Here is a 16,190-nt window from a genome sequence, read left to right on the forward strand (position 1 = left end):
CGGCACCCCGCTGGTCGTCATGGGCGGCAAGGAGTACGGCACCGGTTCCTCGCGTGACTGGGCCGCCAAGGGCACCCTGCTGCTGGGCGTGAAGGCCGTCATCGCCGAGTCCTTCGAGCGCATCCACCGCTCGAACCTCATCGGCATGGGCGTCATCCCGCTGCAGTTCCCGGAGGGCGAGTCCTGGAAGTCCCTGGGCCTGGATGGCACGGAGACCTTCGACATCACCGGCATCGAGGAGCTCAACGAGGGCACCACGCCGAAGAACGTCAAGGTCGTCGCGACCAAGGACGGCGGCGAGACCATCGAGTTCGACGCGCTCGTGCGCATCGACACCCCCGGTGAGGCCGAGTACTACCGCCACGGCGGCATCCTGCAGTACGTGCTCCGCAACATGATCAACGGCTAGTCGCTTCCCCTCCGCGAGGAGGGGGTGACCCGCCATTGATCGGGCGCGCGGGGCCGGGCCGGTCGGTTTTCGAGCCGTCCGTCCCGGCCCCGGGTGCTTGGATGGAGAGGATTGCAGGTGGCCCCCGATGCCGAGAGTCAGTAGCAAGGACCTCCGTTCGCGCCGAAGCGAGATTCTCGAGGGCGCGCGCGGTTGTTTCGCGGAGTTCGGCTATGACGGGGCGACCGTTTCCCGGTTGGAGGCGGCCACGGGCAAGTCCCGTGGCGCGATCTTCCACCATTTCGGTTCCAAGGAAGGCCTCTTCCTCGCTTTGGCGGAGGAGGATGCCGATCGGATGGCCGAGGTGACCGCCAGTTCGGGTTTGGTCGAGGTGATGCGCGACGTCGTCGCCCACCCCGACCAGCACGAGTGGTTGGGCACCCGGCTGGAGATCGTCGGGCGCTTGCGCACGGACGCCGATTTTCGGCGGAAGTGGCTCGAGCACCAGGAGCATCTCGACGGCGCGGTGCGCAATCGCCTGCGCGACAGCGCCAAGTCGGGATCCCTGCGCGACGATTATTCCCCCGAGGCCCTGCGTTTGCTGTTGGAGCTGATGCTCGACGGCATCATCACGCGGGTGGCCACGGGCCGGTCGACCGAAGGCATGGATGAGGTCCTCGATTTGATCGAGGAGTCCGTCCGCCGGCCGCGGTAGCCCGGTTACAGGGTGCTTTGCGAACAGGTTCTGAATGCGCAGCCCGTCCCCGCTTCTGCGGGGGCGGGCTGCGTTGCTTTTCGACGCTCATGCGCACCCCGATCGGCGTGGGCACCCGATAAACCACCCGAAACGATGCCGGACTAAGCTGTCTATTCATGAACGGTGGACGAGATCGGGGACGCTTCCTGCTGGTGGCGCTGCGCGACGGCGACGACGTCGCGGTCGCCGAGTACGAGGACTTCCTGCGCGGCACGCGCTTGCCGAAGGACCGCCTGATCCACCACCCCATCACGTCGACGTCCGACGTGCTGCCCGACCTGTCCGGCTTCGACGGCGTCTTCGTGGGCGGCAGCCCCTTCAACGTCACGGACCTGGTGCATTCGGAGCTGCAGAAGCACGTCCACGATCAGCTCTACGACCTGCTCGTCTCCCCCGTTCCCACTCTGATGCTGTGCTACGGAAACAGCTTCGCGGCATTCGCCGGCGGTGGCCGCGTGGACCGCTCCCACCCGGAGCGCGTGGGCGTCAGCGAAGTGAACCTGACCGAGGCCGCGGCGGATGACCCGATCGTCGGAAAGCTGGCGAAGTCCTTCAAGGGGCTGACCGGCCACAAGGAATCCGTCGTGGAGCTGCCGGAGGGCGCCGTCCTGCTGGCGACGGGCCCCACGTGCCCCGTGCAGGCGTACCGCGCCAACCGGTCGACGTGGGTGACGCAGTTCCACCCGGAGATGGACGCCGAGGGCATCATCCGCCGCATGGGCTTTTACATGGACGCCGGCTACTTCAAGCCGGAAGAGGTCGAGGAAATCTCCGGCATCGTCCGCGCCACCGACCTGGGGCCTGCGGAGCAGATCCTGCATCACTTCATGGATTACTGTCTGGACCGGTCAGACGGATAATCTGGGGGCATGTCCTCCTCCGCCGACTTTTCCGCCGCCCCCGGCCCCGCCGACCGGCGACCCGCGACGACTTCCCGTGCCCAGGCGCCGGCGAAGCCGTTCCTGCTGCTGTCGACGCGCGCCGAGGACGCGGCGGCGCACGCGGAGCAGTTGTCCTTCGCCCGGGCGGCTGGGTTGGCGCCGGCGATGCTGCACCAGCTGCGCCTCGAGCGCGAGCGACCGAAGGCCCTGGATTTGGAGCGCTACGGCGGAGTGATCGTCGGCGGCGGCCCGTACAACGCCTCCGACGAGTCGAAGTCCGCCGTGCAGCTCGAGGTGGAGGCCTGGTTCGACGACCATCTCGCGGAAGTGCTGGAGACGGACTTCCCGTTTTTCGGCGCCTGCTACGGCGTCGGTCTGTTGGGCACGGTCGGCCGCGGCCGCGTCTCGCGCAAGCACGGAGAGGAGGCCGCCGTCGTGGAAGTCAGCGTCACGCCGGAGGGCGCGTCAGACCCGGTGCTGGCGGGCCTGCCCGAGCGGTTCCACGCGATGGTCGGCCACAAGGAGGCCATCGAAGAGCTGCCGGCGGGGGCGACGCTGCTGGCCACCGGCGCGTCATGCCCCGTGCAGATGTTCCGTCTGGGCCGCAACGCCTACGCCTCGCAGTTCCACCCGGAACTCGATGCCGACACCTTCGAGCAGCGTCTGCGCATCTACGCCGACCAGGGCTATTACCAGCCGGGCGGCAACGATCGCGCTGTGGCGGACGCCCGCCGCTTCGACGTCGCTCGCTCGGCGCAGGTGCTGCGCAACTTCACGCGCCTGCATTCGGGGCACAGGGGCTAGAACATCCGCCCCACTGTCGGGCAGTTGGCGGCGGTGTATTCGTCGACGCGCATGAGCGACCCGCTGTTCATCATGCCGCCCGTCAACGCGCCAGCGAGGCCCGCGAAGGGGTCGGTCACCATTTGCTCGGCGGTCGCCTGCTGCGTGGACCAGTATTCGGCCACGCGCTCGACGTCCGGTGCGATCTCTTCGGGGGCGACTTCCGCCGCTTCGTCGAACATGGCGGACAAGTCCCCCATTGCGGAGACCATCTGCACGCTGCTTTCGAAGAAGTTCGAATTGTTCATCGCCTGATTCGTGGCGGTGACGAATCGGTCCTTGTGCTTTTCCATCACCCCGCAATATGCGTCGATGGACCGGGTGGGCCCGCAGGCGGACATTCCCGCCGCGACGATGACGCAGACGCCGAGCGCCGCGATATGACGGATCTTTCTCATGATCGTCCTTTGATGGAATCAACCAAAATGTGAATGGATTTCCGGTCGCACTGCCGATGTTCAGGTGAACAAATCCCAGATGCCGAACAGGACGAGTGCGCCGGATGCGACGATCGCCCCCATGTCGAGGCCGCCGAGGAAGGACATCTCGTTGAAGAAGTAGATGAGGAACAGCCCCAATGCGATGAGCATGAGTGCCCGCGCCCGTTCCAACAGCCACAGGAGCCCTTCCGCCACCTTCTCCATCGTGTTCATGCCGGCGACGGTGCGCGCGGACGCGGTTCCATCCGAGGCCTTTGATTCCAGGTATTCCTTCCCCCACCCCCATGCCCCGCTGAGCAGTGCGACGACGACCAGAAGCAGTATGAATTCCACGACCGCGGCTCCCTTGAAAAGGGCGGGGCGAGAAGTTGCCCCGCATTCGCCTTTCAGCGTGCCCGATTCTTGTGGAGGACACCAGACGCGCATTCCGGTGCCCTCAATCTTTGTGTGTCTGAATTCACTGCGAGTTTCCGTCGAAAAGAAGGAGAAAGAGCTTTCAGGAAAGCGCGTTGCTTTGCGACGCCCGCGGTCATTCCCTTCGGTCGATCACACGGTGCGGCGCAGATCCTCGAGGAGCGGGAGAATGCGGTGCGGGATCCGGCGCCGGAGGACGATTTCGGAGCGCATCCGTTCGACGCCGTCGATGGCGATGATCGCCGAGAAGATCTCCTCCAGGTGCGCATGGTCGCGGGCCGCCAGGCGGCAAGCGAGGTCTTCGGTGCCGGCGACCGAATCGGCGCGGAGGATGAACGGGATTTCCGCGATGCGCGCCACGACCGTGTCCAGATCCGCCTGGCGGAGGGTCAGGTGCACGTCGGCGTTGAGAGGGTAGCCCAGCGCGGCCGGGTCGAGCGCCGGGGTGAAGTCCGGGATGACGCCCGCGGCGACGAGCTTGTCCATCCGTGATTGGGCGGTTCCGCGGGCCACTCCGAGGCGGCGGGCGTACTCGCGCACTCCCGCTCTCGGTTCCGCGACGATGAGGCGCAGCAGATCGACGTCGAGCTTGTCCAGGGGCTTCGGGGGCGGGGCCATAGCGGGCGTCCTTTCGTCGTCAAGCGCTTATGTCCGCATAGCGTGTGGAACGGGCGCAATCCGGGCCAATGGCCCAGGTTTTCGGCGAGTCGCATGCGCACATTGCCCAACTGGTACCGATTTCAGTGGACACCCGTGACTATGCCGTGGTTCACACCCTAGCGTGACGGGCACCACAAACCCAGTGGTGCATCTCCCCGTCGCCGGACGAGGCGGCGGTCACGACGACGGCCCCGCGGCACCCACGCGGGCGAAGGACGACAGGTGATCCCCATGACCACGATGCTCCCTCCCCCGTTCCGACCCGACGATCCCCGACACGACGGCCACCACGGCCAAGGCGGCGACACCCGAACGGCCCCCGGCCGAACGACGGACCGTCCCGGCGATCGTCTCGACGAGACCGGCCGCCCGGACGCCCGGGGCCGCGACATCGTCGCCGAACGCCTCACCGCCGACAAGGGCACCGTCCACCTGACGGGCATCCAGGCGCTCGTGCGCACGGTGCGCGACCGTGCGCTGGCCGATCGGGCCCGAGGATTGAAGACCGCCTCGTTCATCTCCGGCTACGAGGGTTCCCCGCTGGGCGGCTACGACCTCGAGCTCGCCCGCCGCAAGGACCTGCTGGCACCCCTCGGCGTCGTGCACCTGCCGGCGGTCAACGAGGAACTCGGCGCCACGTCGGTCTCCGGCTCCCAGCTCGCCGCCGGCGCCGGCACCCTGCGCGAGGGCGTCGACGGCGTCGTGGGCTACTGGTACGGAAAGGCTCCGGGCCTCGACCGCTCGGTGGACGCCCTGCGGCACGCGAATCTCGCGGGCACGTCGCCGACCGGCGGCGCGGTGGCCATCGTCGGCGACGATCCTTTCGCCAAGTCGTCGACGGTGCCGTCGTCCTCCGAGCGGCTGCTCGCGGACATCGGCATGCCCGTGCTGGTGCCCGCGGACTCCGCCGAGGTGGTCAAGCTGGGCATCCACGCCGCGTGGATGTCGCGCGAGTCCGGCCTGTGGACGGCGCTGCGCGTCACCGCGGCCGTCGCAGACGGCTCCTCGACCGTCACGCTCGACGGTCCCCCGGTGGCGCCCGCTCCCCCGGCCGACGGGCATTCCCCGTCGGCGCGCACCCTCGGTGCGACGCTCCACGAACTCGAGGCCTCCCGCGTCGGGGTGCGCCTGGATCGCGCCCGCGCCTACGCTCGCGACCGCGGCCTCAACCGCGTCCTCCACGAAGGCGACGCCGATCGCCTGGGCATCGTCTGCGCCGGAGCACCCGCCCTGGCGGTCGAGGAAACCCTGCGCGACCTAGGCTCCCCCGACGGCGTCCGCGTGCTGCGCTTGGGCATGACGTGGCCGCTGGACCCCGAGCAGATCGACGACTTCGCCGCCGGGCTCGACGAGATCATCGTCGTCGAGGACAAGGGCACCTTCCTCCTGGAGTCGGTGCAGGCCGCCCTGTACGAATCGGACCATCGTCCGCGCCTGGAACCCGCCCGCGACATCGCGGCCGCACTGCCTCCGGTGCTCGGCCGACTCGGGATCTCGCACGATGCTCCGGCTCCCGCGCCGATCCGTCGCAAAGCACTGCCCCTGTCGGTGCCCGCCCGCACGCCGCACTTCTGCTCCGGCTGCCCCCACAACGCGTCGACGCGCGTGACCGGCGACAGCCTGGTCGGCGCGGGCATCGGCTGCCACGCGATGGTGCTGCTCATGGACGAAAACCGCGTCGGCGACGTCACCGGCACCACGCAGATGGGCGGCGAGGGCGCGCACTGGATAGGCATGAGCCCGTTCGTCCGCGAGCGCCACCTGGTGCAGAACCTCGGCGACGGCACGTTCTTCCACTCCGGCTCGCTGGCCGTGCGCGCGCTGGTGGCCTCCGGCGTCGATGTGACCCTGAAGCTGCTGCACAACGGCACGGTCGCCATGACCGGCGGCCAGGACCCGGTCGGGCAGATGCCGCTGGCCGGGATCCTGAACCTGCTGCGCGCCGAGGGAGTCGGCCGCATCGTGGTCACCACCGATGACGTCGCCCGCACCCGCAAGGAGCTCGGCGGCGGCTTCGCGGGTGCCTTGCGCAGCCGCTTCGGGGGCCGCGCCGTGGAGGTCCGCGACCGCGCCGACCTCGCCGACGTCCAACGCGAGCTCGCCGCCGAATCCGGCGTCACCGTCCTGGTCCACGATCAGGCCTGCGCCACGGAGCTGCGCCGCGCCCGCAAGCGCGGCAAGGCCCCGACGCCGACGAAGCGGATCGTCATCAACGAACGCATCTGCGAGGGTTGCGGCGACTGCGGCGAGAAGTCCGGCTGCCTGTCCGTCCAGCCCGTCGACACCGAGTTCGGGCGCAAGACCCGCATCGACCAGACGACCTGCAACCTCGATTACTCGTGCATCCAGGGCGACTGCCCCGCGTTCACCGAGGTCACGGTCGATCCCGACGCGCGTGCCGAGGGGTCGGCCATCGCGGGGGCCCGGGTCTCCTCGCTTGACGACGCTGACCTACCCGATCCCCCGGCGGTTCACCTCGGGGCCGGCCGCAGCTGGAACGTCCGCGTCACCGGCGTCGGCGGCACCGGCGTGGTCATGTTGGCCGCCGTCATCGCCGCCGCCGCGCGCGAAGATGGCCGCCACGTCCGCGGCGTCGACATGACGGGTCTGGCGCAGAAGGGCGGCGCCGTGGTCTCCGACGTGCGCATTTCCGACGGTGCCTTGGAACAGTCCGGCCTGGTGCCCGCCGGCGCCGCCGACCTGCTGCTGGCCCTCGACGGGCTGACGTCGGCCGATCCCGCCAATCTCGCAGTGATCGACGCGGCCCGCACCACCGCGGTCGCCTCGTCGACCTCGACGCCCACCGGCGTGATGTGCACCGACGTGCGCGCCGAACGCCCGGATGGCGTGGCGCTGGCCGGGGCGATCGGCCGCTCCGCCGCTCGCGCGGTCACCGCCGACGCCGCCGCAGTGGCCCGCGCCATCTTCGGCGACGCGACCGTGCAGACCACCCTGTTGCTCGGCGCGGCCGTGCAGGCCGGGGCACTGCCCGTCTCCCCCGCGGCCGTGGAAAACGCCTTGCGCAGCAACGGCATCGCCGTCGCCGCCAACATCCAGGCGTTCCGCCGAGGCCGCCAGCTCGTCGCCGCCCCGGAGGCGGTCGCCGCGGCGATCGCGAATGCCGCGCCGACGAAGACGGCGCCGACGAAGAAGGCGAACAAGTCCTCCGTCTCCGGTGCGCCCGCCGCCCCGGCCTGGGCCAAGCTGCTCGTCAGCGAGGTTTTGGGCACCCCGGTAGAGGGCGGCCTGGCCGTCGAACTCCCCGCCGACCTGCGCGAATCCATTGCCCTGCGCGTCGCCGAGCTGAAGGCGTGGGGCGATGCATCCGACGCCCGCCGCTACGTCGAGGACCTCGCCGTTCTCGCCCGCGCCGAACGCGGGGTCGCCCCGCGCAGCACCACGCTGCTGCGCGCCGCCGCATTCGGCCTGCACAAGCTCGCCGCCTACAAGGACGAGTACGAAGTCGCCCGCCTCGCCCTGGACAAGGGCTTCCTCGACGGCGTCGCCGACGAATACGGCGAAACCGCCGACGTGAAGATCCTCCTCCACCCGCCCTTCCTGCGGGCACTCGGAATGGACCGGAAGATGCGCATGGGCACAACCGCGCGTCCGGCGCTGCGGGCCCTGACCAAGGCGAAGCGCTTGCGCGGCACCGCCTTCGATCCCTTCGGGCGCACCGCCGCCCGCCGGTTCGAGCGCGAACTGCGCGACGCCTACCGGGGGCGGCTCCTCGAGTTCGCCGCCGAGATGGACGCGGAGGCCGACGACGTGGCAAAGCAGAAGTTGCTTTCCGACGCCACCGCGCTCGCCGCACTGGCCGACTCGGTGCGCGGCTACGAGGACATCAAGGAGCGGTCCGCCGCGCCGCTGATGGAGGCACTGGGCATGATCGCCCCCGAATGATCGCGGTGTGGCCCGGGGCCCGGGGCCGGTTGGCCGGCTGGGCGGGTCAGCGGACCTACGCCAGCTCGACGATCTCCATGTACTCGTCGTTCCACAGGTCCTCGACGCCGTCGGGCAGCACGATGACGCGCTCCGGCTCGAGGGCCTCGACGGCACCGGGGTCGTGGGTGACCAGGACGACGGCGCCGGTGTAGGTCCGCAGCGCGTCGAGCACCTGCTCGCGGGACTGCGGATCGAGGTTGTTGGTGGGCTCGTCGAGAAGCAGCACGTTGGCGCGGGAGGATACCAGCGCCGCCAGGGCCAGGCGCGTCTTCTCGCCGCCGGACAACGTGCCCGCCGGCTGGTCGAGCTGGACGCCGGAGAACATGAACGCGCCGAGCAAACCGCGCAGCTCCTGCTCGTCGACGTCGGGGCACGCGTCGACGGTGTTCTGCCACACCGACTTCGCCGGGTCGATGGTGTCGTGCTCCTGGGCGAAGTAGCCCACCTTGAGGCCGTGGCCGGAGACGATGCCGCCCTCGCCGTCGGTGCGCTCCACGCCGGCCAGCAGCTTGAGCAGCGTCGTCTTGCCGGCGCCGTTGAAGCCGAGGACGACCACGCGCGAGCCCTTGTCGATGGCCAGGTCCACGCCCGCGAACACCTCCAGCGAGCCGTACATCTTGGTCAGGCCCTTGGCGTTCATCGGGGTTTTGCCGCAGGCCGCGGGCTCCGGGAAGGAGATGTGGGCGACCTTGTCGTCGACGCGGACCTCATCGAGCTCGCCCATCATCCGCTCGGCGCGGGCGACCATCTGCTTGGCCGCGCGGGCCTTGGTGGCCTTCGCGCCGAGCTTGTCGGCCTGCTTCTTCAGCTGCGAGGCCTTCTTTTCGGCGTTGGCGCGCTCGCGGCGGCGGCGCGCCTCGTCGGTGGCGCGGGCGTCGAGGTACTTGGACCATCCCATGTTGTAGACGTCGGCCTCGGCGCGCACGGCGTCGAGGAACCAGACCTTGTTGCACACGTCGCCGAGCAGTTCGACGTCGTGGCTGATCATGATCAGGCCGCCCTCGTGCTTGGACAGGAATCCGCGCAGCCAGGTGATGGAGTCGGCGTCGAGGTGGTTGGTCGGCTCGTCGAGAAGCAGCGTCGTCGCGGACTTGCCGCCACCGGCCGATGCCGCGAAGAGGATCTGCGCCAGCTCGACGCGGCGGCGCTGGCCGCCGGACAGGGTCTTCAGCTGCTGGTCGAGGACGCGCTCCTCCAGGCCCAGCGCGTCGCAGATGCGGGCGGCCTCGGCGTCGGCCTCGTAACCGCCGAGGTCGTGGTAGCGCTCCTCCAGCCGCGAGTACTTCCGGATCGCGGCGTCGCGCTTGCCGTCGGATTCGGAGGTTTCCATGATCTCCTGCTGCCGCTCCATGTTGCGGCGGATGGAGTCCAGGCCGCGGGCGGACAGCACGCGGTCGCGGGCGGTCTGCTCGATGTTGCCTTCGCGGGAGTCCTGGGGGAGGTAGCCGATCTCGCCGGAGCGGGTCACCGTGCCGCCGTAGGGCTCGCCTTCGCCGGCGAGGATCCGCATCGTGGTGGTCTTGCCGGCGCCGTTGCGCCCGACGAGGCCGATGCGGTCGCCGGGCTGGACGCGCAGCATCTCGCCCGGGGCATCCAGGAGGGTGCGGGCGCCGACGCGAACTTCGAGGTCATGGGTGACAATCACGTCGGTCCACCCTACCAGGAGGTATGCGCCGTCCCGGCATCGCCCGATTCCCGTCGACGACGTACGTGGATCGGGTTCGGCGCCGCCCGATATGGTGAGGCCATGAGTCAATTCGGACGTCGGTCCGGGAGCCCCCGCACCCGCGCCGTGGTTCTGGGCCTCGGCCCCGCCGGCCGCATCGCCGCACACCGGGCCGCGGCCCGCGGGTGGGACGTCATGGCCCTCGACCCCGCGGGCGGTTCCATGCCGTCGACCGTCGGCGCGTGGGCGCATCAGCTCCCCGCATGGCTGCCGGCGGACGCCGTCGCGTCGCGGTTCCGGCCGTCGGTGGTCACCTCCGGAGGTCGGCGCCGATTGCTTGACGACGACTACGTGGTCCTCGACACGGCCGTTTTGTCCCGGCTCGGTGGATTCGACGTGTGCCGGGAGCGGGGGATGCGGCACGCGGACGGTGCCGTGACGATCCGGGACGGGGACGGGGACGGCGAGGACTTCGGGGCGTGGACGAGCTCGGACGTCGTCGTCGACGCCGTCGGGGCCGCCCCGGGCGCCGCGGTCCTCGAGGCCAGGCAGCTGGCCTTCGGTCACGTGTTCCGCGAAATCGATGTGCCGGAACACTTGCGCGTGCCCGTCCTCATGGACTTCACCGTGCCCACGGGCACGGATCTTCCGCCGGACCGAGCCGATGCGACCGGAAGCTACCCCGCCACCTTCTCCTACCGCCTGCCGCTCGGCGATGGCACGTGGCTGATCGAGGAGACCATCCTCGCCGCCCGCGCCTCCTCGGGCGCCGACGATCCGCGGCGGGCCGAACTGCACGCCCATCTTCACCGAATGCAGTCGCGCCGCCTTGCCGATCTCGGCCTGGATCCCGCACGGGCGATCGCCGACGAAACCGTCGACTTCCCGATGGGGCCACGGCACCTGCCGGACGACGACCCACGCAAGGGCCACGGGCACTTCGGCGCGGTCGGCGGGTGGATGCATCCCGCGACCGGTTACTGCGTCGGAGCGGTGCTCGCCGACGTCGACCGTTTCCTCGACCAGCTGGAGGCCCGCGCCGACGCCTCGCCGCCCGGTGGCCGGCCGCTGGCGTGGCTGCGCAGGCGAGGGCTCCACGTCCTCCTGGGCTTCGACGCGGACCAGACGCGCGAGTTCTTCGACTCCTTCCTTTCGCTTCCCGACGCCGCCATCCGCGAATACCTCACCGGCACGTCGACCCCGAGGACCCTGGCGGTCATGGTGGCGCTGGCGATGCCGTTGGGCCGCCGCAACCCGAAGACCCTCGCCCGGCTGCTGGCCACCTTCGCCGACGGCAAGCCCGTCGACGGATAGGCCGGTCGCACATCGCACGGCATGTCCGTGGTGCGGCCGACACCGTCGCAAAGCAAAGTCCCGAAGCGCCGGCGCAACCCGGCCCGGGGCATATGATCTCCCCATGACCGCATCCCTCGACGCGAAGGGCCCGCTGGGCCACACGGGACAACTGCAGCGCACGCTGCGGGCCCGCCACCTGAACATGATCGCCATCGGCGGCGCCATCGGCACCGGCCTGTTCGTCGCCTCCGGCGCGACCATCTCCGAAGCCGGGCCCGGCGGTGCACTGGTCGCCTACGCGCTGATCGGCTTCATGGTGTGGCTGGTCATGCAATCGCTCGGCGAAATGGCCGCGTACCTGCCCGTCGCCGGATCCTTCCAGGAATACGGCACCCGCTACGTCTCCCCCAGCTTCGGCTTCGCCCTCGGCTGGAACTACTGGTTCAACTGGGCCATCACCGTCGCCGCCGAACTCGTCGCCGCCGCCCTGGTCATGCGCTACTGGTTCCCCGACGTGCCCGCCATCGTCTGGTCCGCCGGGTTCCTGCTGCTGCTGTTCCTGCTCAACGCCCTGTCCGCGCGGGCATTCGGCGAAGGCGAATTCTGGTTCGCCGCGATCAAGGTGATCACCGTCGTGGTGTTCCTGATCATCGGCGTGGCCATGATCGCCGGCATCATGGGCGGCACCTCCCCCGGCGTGCAGAACTGGACCACCGGCGACGCGCCCTTCGTCGGCGGCGGCATGGGCATCCTCGCGGTGTTCATCGTCGCCGGCTACTCCTTCCAGGGCACCGAGCTGGTCGGCGTTGCCGCCGGAGAGGCCGAGAACCCCGAGAAGACCATCCCCAAGGCCATCCGCACCATCTTCTGGCGCATCCTGCTGTTCTACATCGGCGCCATCGCGGTCATCGGCTTCCTCATCCCCTACACCGACCCGAACCTGCTCAACGCCGCCGAGGACAACATCGCGGTGTCGCCGTTCACCCTCGTCTTCGACCGCGCCGGCATCGCCGTCGCGGCCGGCCTGATGAACGCCGTAATCCTCACGTCGGTCCTGTCGGCGGGCAACTCCGGTCTCTACGCCTCGACCCGCATGCTCTATTCGTTGTCGCGGATGGGGCAGGCGCCGCGGTTCTTCGGCAAGCTGTCCAACCACGACGTGCCCATGCGCGCCCTGGTGGCCACCGCGTCGATCGGCATGTTCGGCTTCCTGACGTCCATCGTCGGCGACGGCGCGGCGTACACCTTCCTGCTGACGCTCTCCGCGCTGGCCGGGTTCCTCACGTGGATCGGCATCTCCTACAGCCACTACCACTTCCGCAAGGCGCTGAAGGCCCAGGGCGTGCCGCTGACCGCACTGCCGTACAAGGCGCCGTTCTTCCCCGCCGGCGCGGTCATCGCGTTGATCATGTGCTTCGGCGTGGTGCTCGGCCAGGCCTACGGGCCCGTGACCACCGGCGAAAACGTCTTCGCCATCCTGTCGCCCTACCTGGGCATCCCCGTGTTCCTGGCGCTGTGGTTCGTGCACAAGCGCGTCACAGGTTCGCGGGCCGTCAAGCCCGAGGAGGCGGACCTCTCGCGCGAGTAGTGCGCGAGTGCTGCTCGGTCGGTCGCACTTCAGCGGTCGCGCCCCAGCGGTGCTGTTCGGCCAGTGAGGCGGAACCACGCGTAAACCCACCCCGAATGGTTTAACCCACCCGTTACAGCGGGTGGGTTAAACCATTCGGGGTGGGTTAGCCGTTTCTCGGAGCATTGGCTCCCATTTCGCAGCGCAACGCCGGCGGTGCGCCCAGAGCGCATCGCCGGCGGGGGCAGTCGGAGGGAACGCGGGCCGTAGTCAAGCGAAACGCGGCGCCGCAACCGCCCTACACCGAGAAGCCGAGCGCGCGCATCTGCTCGCGGCCGTCCTCGGTGATCATGTGCGGGCCCCACGGCGGCGACCACACCCAGTTGAGCTGCATCTCGGTGATCTGCGGGTGATCCAGCACCAGCGTCTCGGTCTGATCGAACAGCATGTCCGTCAGCGGGCACGCCGGCGACGTCAGCGTCATGTTGATGACGGCCTTCGACTTGCCCTCGATCCAGATGTCGTAGACCAGGCCCAGGTCGACGACGTTGACGCCCAGCTCGGGGTCGACGACGTCGTACATGCGGTCCTCGACCTCGATGGCCAGCTGCTCCTGCTCGGGCGTCTGCTCCGGGCGCGGCGGCACCTCATAGGTGCTGCCGTCGAGGCCCGGGGCCGGGTTCTCGCCGGCCTCCGGTGCGGTGGCGTCGGTGGTGTTCGGCTCGGTCATCGGTTCACTTCCTTGTCTCCGGTGGTGTCTGTGCCGGTGGTGTCTGTGCCGGCGGGCGCCGCATCCGCGGAGCCGTCGGCGAGCGCGTCGGCGGTGGCCGCCTGGAACGCCTTCCAGCCCAGCAGCGCGCACTTCACGCGCGCCGGGTACTTCGAGACGCCCGCGAACGCCACGCCGTCGCCGATCAGGTCCTCGTCGCCTTCTTCTTTGCCGCGCGAGGTGATCATCCGCTCGAACTCGGCGAGCTTGGCCATCGCCTCCGCCACGGGCTTGCCCACGATTTCCTCGGCCATCACGGAGGTCGACGCCTGCGAAATCGAGCAACCGACGGCGTCGTAGGACACGTCTTCGACGGTCTCGCCGTCGTCGGAAAGCCGGACGCGCAGGGTCAGCTCATCGCCGCACGACGGGTTGACGTGGTGGACTTCCGCGTCGAAGGGATCGCGCAGGCCGCTGTGCTGCGGGTGCTTGTAGTGGTCCAGGATGACTTCCTGGTACATCGACTCCAGCTTCACTCCCGGCTCCTTTCTGTGCGGCCGCGCGGTGCCCGGCCTTCTCGCTTTACGACGCCCCGGCGTCCCCGGCGCATCACGCGCCGAAGAACTCCTTGGCATCGCGGATGGCGTCGGCGAGGGCGTCGACTTCATCCAGGGTGTTGTACAGGTAGAACGACGCGCGGGCGGTGGACTGGACGCCCATGGCGCGGTGCACGGGCCACGCGCAGTGGTGGCCGACGCGGATGCACACGCCGCGGTCGTCGAGGACCTGGCCCAGGTCGTGCGGGTGGATGCCCTCGACATGGAAGGAGATCGCCGCGCCGCGGTTTTCCGCGGTGTCGGGGCCGATGATGGTGACGCCGTCGATGGCCTTGAGGGCCTTCAGCGCCGCCTCGGTCAGCTCGTGCTCGTGCTTCGCGATCTCGTCCATGCCGATGGCCGACAGGTACTTCACGGCGGCGCCGAGGCCGACGACCTGGCTGGTCATCATCGTGCCGGCCTCGAAACGCTGCGGCGGGGCGGCGAAGGTCGTCTTTTCCATGGTGACGACCTCGATCATCGATCCGCCCGTGATGAACGGCGGCAGTGCCTCGAGCAGTTCGGGGCGGCCCCACAGGGCGCCGACGCCCGTCGGCCCGAGCATCTTGTGTCCGGAGAAGGCGAGGAAGTCCACGCCGAGCTCCGCCACGTCGATGGGCATGTGCGGCACCGACTGGCAGGCGTCGAGGACGGTCAGCGCGCCGACCGCCTTGGCCCGGCGGACCATCTCGGGGACGTCGGCGACGGCGCCGGTGACGTTCGACTGGTGGGTGAAGGCCACGACCTTGACGGACTCGTCGAGCTCGAGCGAATCGAGGTCGATTCGGCCGTCCGGGGTGACCCCGTACCACTGCAGCGTCGCGCCGGTGCGCCGCGCCAGCTCCTGCCACGGCACGAGGTTGGCGTGGTGCTCCAGCTCGGTGACGACGATGACGTCGCCCTCGCCGATGCGGTGCTCCCCCGCGCGCTCGTCGCCGAGCGAGAAGGCCACCAGGTTCAGCGCCTCCGTGGCGTTCTTGGTGAACACCAGCTCGTCGTAGCCCGCGCCGATGAACGACGCGATGGCCTCGCGCGCGTCCTCGTAGGCGTCGGTGGCCTCCTCCGCCAGCTGGTACGCGCCACGGTGCACGGGCGCGTTGTGCTGGGTGATGAAGTCCACCTCGGCCTCGATGACCTGGCGCGGGCGCTGCGACGTCGCCCCGGAATCCAGGTACGTCAGGCGTCGCCCGTCGCGCACGGAACGCGACAGGATGGGGAAATCACCGCGGAGCGAGCGATCAAGCATTGACGAACCGCTCGTAGCCGTGCTCCTCCAGCTCGTCGGCCAGCTCGGGGCCGCCGGACTGCACGATGCGGCCGTCGGCGAAGACGTGCACGTGGTCGGGGCGCACGTAGTTCAGGATGCGCTTGTAGTGGGTGATGATGAGGATGCCGCCGTCGTTTTCGTCCTGGTAGCGGTTGATGCCGTCGGAGACGACGCGCAGGGCGTCGACGTCCAGGCCGGAGTCGGTCTCGTCGAGGACCGCGAACCTCGGCTTCAGCAGGTCGAGCTGCAGGATTTCGTGGCGTTTCTTCTCGCCGCCGGAGAAGCCCTCGTTGACCGAGCGCTCGGAGAACGACGGGTCGATCTCCAGGTCGGTCATGGCCTCGCGGACCTCCTTGACCCAGTGGCGCAGCTTCGGGGCCTCGCCGCGCACGGCGGTGGCGGCGGTGCGCAGGAAGTTGGACATGGAGACGCCGGTGACCTCGGTCGGGTACTGCATGGCCAGGAACAGGCCGGCGCGGGCGCGCTCGTCGACCTCCATCTCCAGGACGTTCTCGCCGTCCAGGAGGATCTCGCCCTCGGTGACCTCGTAGCGCGGGTGGCCCGCGATGGTGTAGCTCAGGGTCGACTTGCCGGAGCCGTTGGGGCCCATGACGGCGTGGGTCTCGCCCGACTTGATGGTCAGGTTCACGCCCTTCAGGATCGGCTTCGGCTCGCCGGCCTCGTCGGTCGGCAGAACCTGCGCGTGGAGATTGCGGATTTCCAGGGTGCTCATGGGATGGGCTGTCCTTTTCTTTCGTCTT

14 protein-coding genes and 1 pseudogene are annotated in these 16,190 nt (G+C 69.4%); 7 read left to right on the top strand and 8 right to left on the bottom strand.

The window, feature by feature from the left end:
- From acnA to CX1_RS10600, 4 genes and pseudogenes are all read left to right on the top strand, one after another.
- Positions 1 to 409, top strand: a pseudogene (acnA, locus tag CX1_RS10585) (aconitate hydratase); the annotation flags it as partial.
- A 127-nt stretch (positions 410 to 536) separates the two neighbouring features.
- Positions 537 to 1,103: a TetR/AcrR family transcriptional regulator gene (locus tag CX1_RS10590; RefSeq protein WP_046650530.1), complete on the top strand. Its 567-nt coding sequence runs from the start codon at positions 537 to 539 to the stop codon at positions 1,101 to 1,103.
- A gap of 158 nt (positions 1,104 to 1,261) precedes the next feature.
- Entirely contained in the window at positions 1,262 to 2,005 is a 744-nt protein-coding gene (locus CX1_RS10595) for a glutamine amidotransferase (RefSeq protein ID WP_046650529.1), read from the top strand.
- 9 nt (positions 2,006 to 2,014) lie between these two features.
- Entirely contained in the window at positions 2,015 to 2,830 is an 816-nt protein-coding gene (locus CX1_RS10600) for a glutamine amidotransferase (protein WP_082719314.1), read from the top strand.
- On the opposite strand, the gene CX1_RS10605 is transcribed toward CX1_RS10600, so the two are convergent.
- The 3 genes from CX1_RS10605 to CX1_RS10615 all read right to left on the bottom strand — a co-directional run bounded on the left by CX1_RS10605 (position 2,827) and on the right by CX1_RS10615 (position 4,341).
- A complete protein-coding gene (locus CX1_RS10605; RefSeq protein ID WP_060925655.1) occupies positions 2,827 to 3,267 on the bottom strand; it encodes a hypothetical protein in 441 nt (146 codons plus the stop codon). The genes CX1_RS10600 and CX1_RS10605 overlap by 4 nt on opposite strands.
- 60 nt (positions 3,268 to 3,327) lie before the next feature.
- A complete protein-coding gene (locus tag CX1_RS10610) occupies positions 3,328 to 3,642 on the bottom strand; it encodes a hypothetical protein (RefSeq protein ID WP_046650527.1) in 315 nt (104 codons plus the stop codon).
- Positions 3,643 to 3,855: 213 nt separating this feature from the next.
- Positions 3,856 to 4,341, bottom strand: a complete 486-nt coding sequence (locus tag CX1_RS10615; protein ID WP_046650526.1) for an Lrp/AsnC family transcriptional regulator — start codon at positions 4,339 to 4,341, stop codon at positions 3,856 to 3,858.
- 273 nt (positions 4,342 to 4,614) lie between these two features.
- Here CX1_RS10615 and CX1_RS10620 point away from each other — a divergent pair, with 273 nt between their 5' ends.
- Positions 4,615 to 8,286: an indolepyruvate ferredoxin oxidoreductase family protein gene (locus CX1_RS10620; protein ID WP_060925656.1), complete on the top strand. Its 3,672-nt coding sequence runs from the start codon at positions 4,615 to 4,617 to the stop codon at positions 8,284 to 8,286.
- Positions 8,287 to 8,341: 55 nt separating this feature from the next.
- On the opposite strand, the gene CX1_RS10625 is transcribed toward CX1_RS10620, so the two are convergent.
- A complete protein-coding gene (locus CX1_RS10625; RefSeq protein WP_060925657.1) occupies positions 8,342 to 9,973 on the bottom strand; it encodes an ABC-F family ATP-binding cassette domain-containing protein in 1,632 nt (543 codons plus the stop codon).
- A 102-nt stretch (positions 9,974 to 10,075) separates the two neighbouring features.
- Here CX1_RS10625 and CX1_RS10630 point away from each other — a divergent pair, with 102 nt between their 5' ends.
- Both CX1_RS10630 and CX1_RS10635 read left to right on the top strand, forming a co-directional pair.
- A complete protein-coding gene (locus CX1_RS10630; RefSeq protein ID WP_082719315.1) occupies positions 10,076 to 11,308 on the top strand; it encodes a lycopene cyclase family protein in 1,233 nt (410 codons plus the stop codon).
- Between the two features lie 103 nt (positions 11,309 to 11,411).
- On the top strand, positions 11,412 to 12,878 hold the full coding sequence (locus CX1_RS10635; protein WP_046650952.1) for an amino acid permease: 1,467 nt from the start codon (positions 11,412 to 11,414) through the stop codon (positions 12,876 to 12,878).
- 277 nt (positions 12,879 to 13,155) lie between these two features.
- On the opposite strand, the gene CX1_RS10640 is transcribed toward CX1_RS10635, so the two are convergent.
- The 4 genes from CX1_RS10640 to sufC all read right to left on the bottom strand — a co-directional run bounded on the left by CX1_RS10640 (position 13,156) and on the right by sufC (position 16,162).
- Positions 13,156 to 13,587 (bottom strand): metal-sulfur cluster assembly factor, encoded by a 432-nt coding sequence (locus CX1_RS10640; RefSeq protein WP_060925659.1) that lies wholly within the window; start codon positions 13,585 to 13,587, stop codon positions 13,156 to 13,158.
- On the bottom strand, positions 13,584 to 14,102 hold the full coding sequence (gene sufU, locus CX1_RS10645; RefSeq protein WP_082719316.1) for a Fe-S cluster assembly sulfur transfer protein SufU: 519 nt from the start codon (positions 14,100 to 14,102) through the stop codon (positions 13,584 to 13,586). Before sufU ends, CX1_RS10640 begins: the two co-directional genes overlap by 4 nt.
- Before the next feature lie 73 nt (positions 14,103 to 14,175).
- The gene (locus CX1_RS10650) at positions 14,176 to 15,408 is read right to left on the bottom strand and encodes a cysteine desulfurase (RefSeq protein WP_046650950.1); all 1,233 of its coding nucleotides are present in this window, start codon (positions 15,406 to 15,408) and stop codon (positions 14,176 to 14,178) included.
- Entirely contained in the window at positions 15,401 to 16,162 is a 762-nt protein-coding gene (gene sufC / locus CX1_RS10655) for a Fe-S cluster assembly ATPase SufC (RefSeq protein WP_046650949.1), read from the bottom strand. The genes CX1_RS10650 and sufC overlap by 8 nt, the downstream gene beginning before the upstream one ends.
- Between the last annotated feature and the right edge of the window lie 28 nt (positions 16,163 to 16,190).

Source organism: Corynebacterium xerosis NBRC 16721 = ATCC 373 (assembly GCF_001552415.1).
GTDB classification, from domain to species: Bacteria; Actinomycetota; Actinomycetes; order Mycobacteriales; family Mycobacteriaceae; genus Corynebacterium; species Corynebacterium xerosis.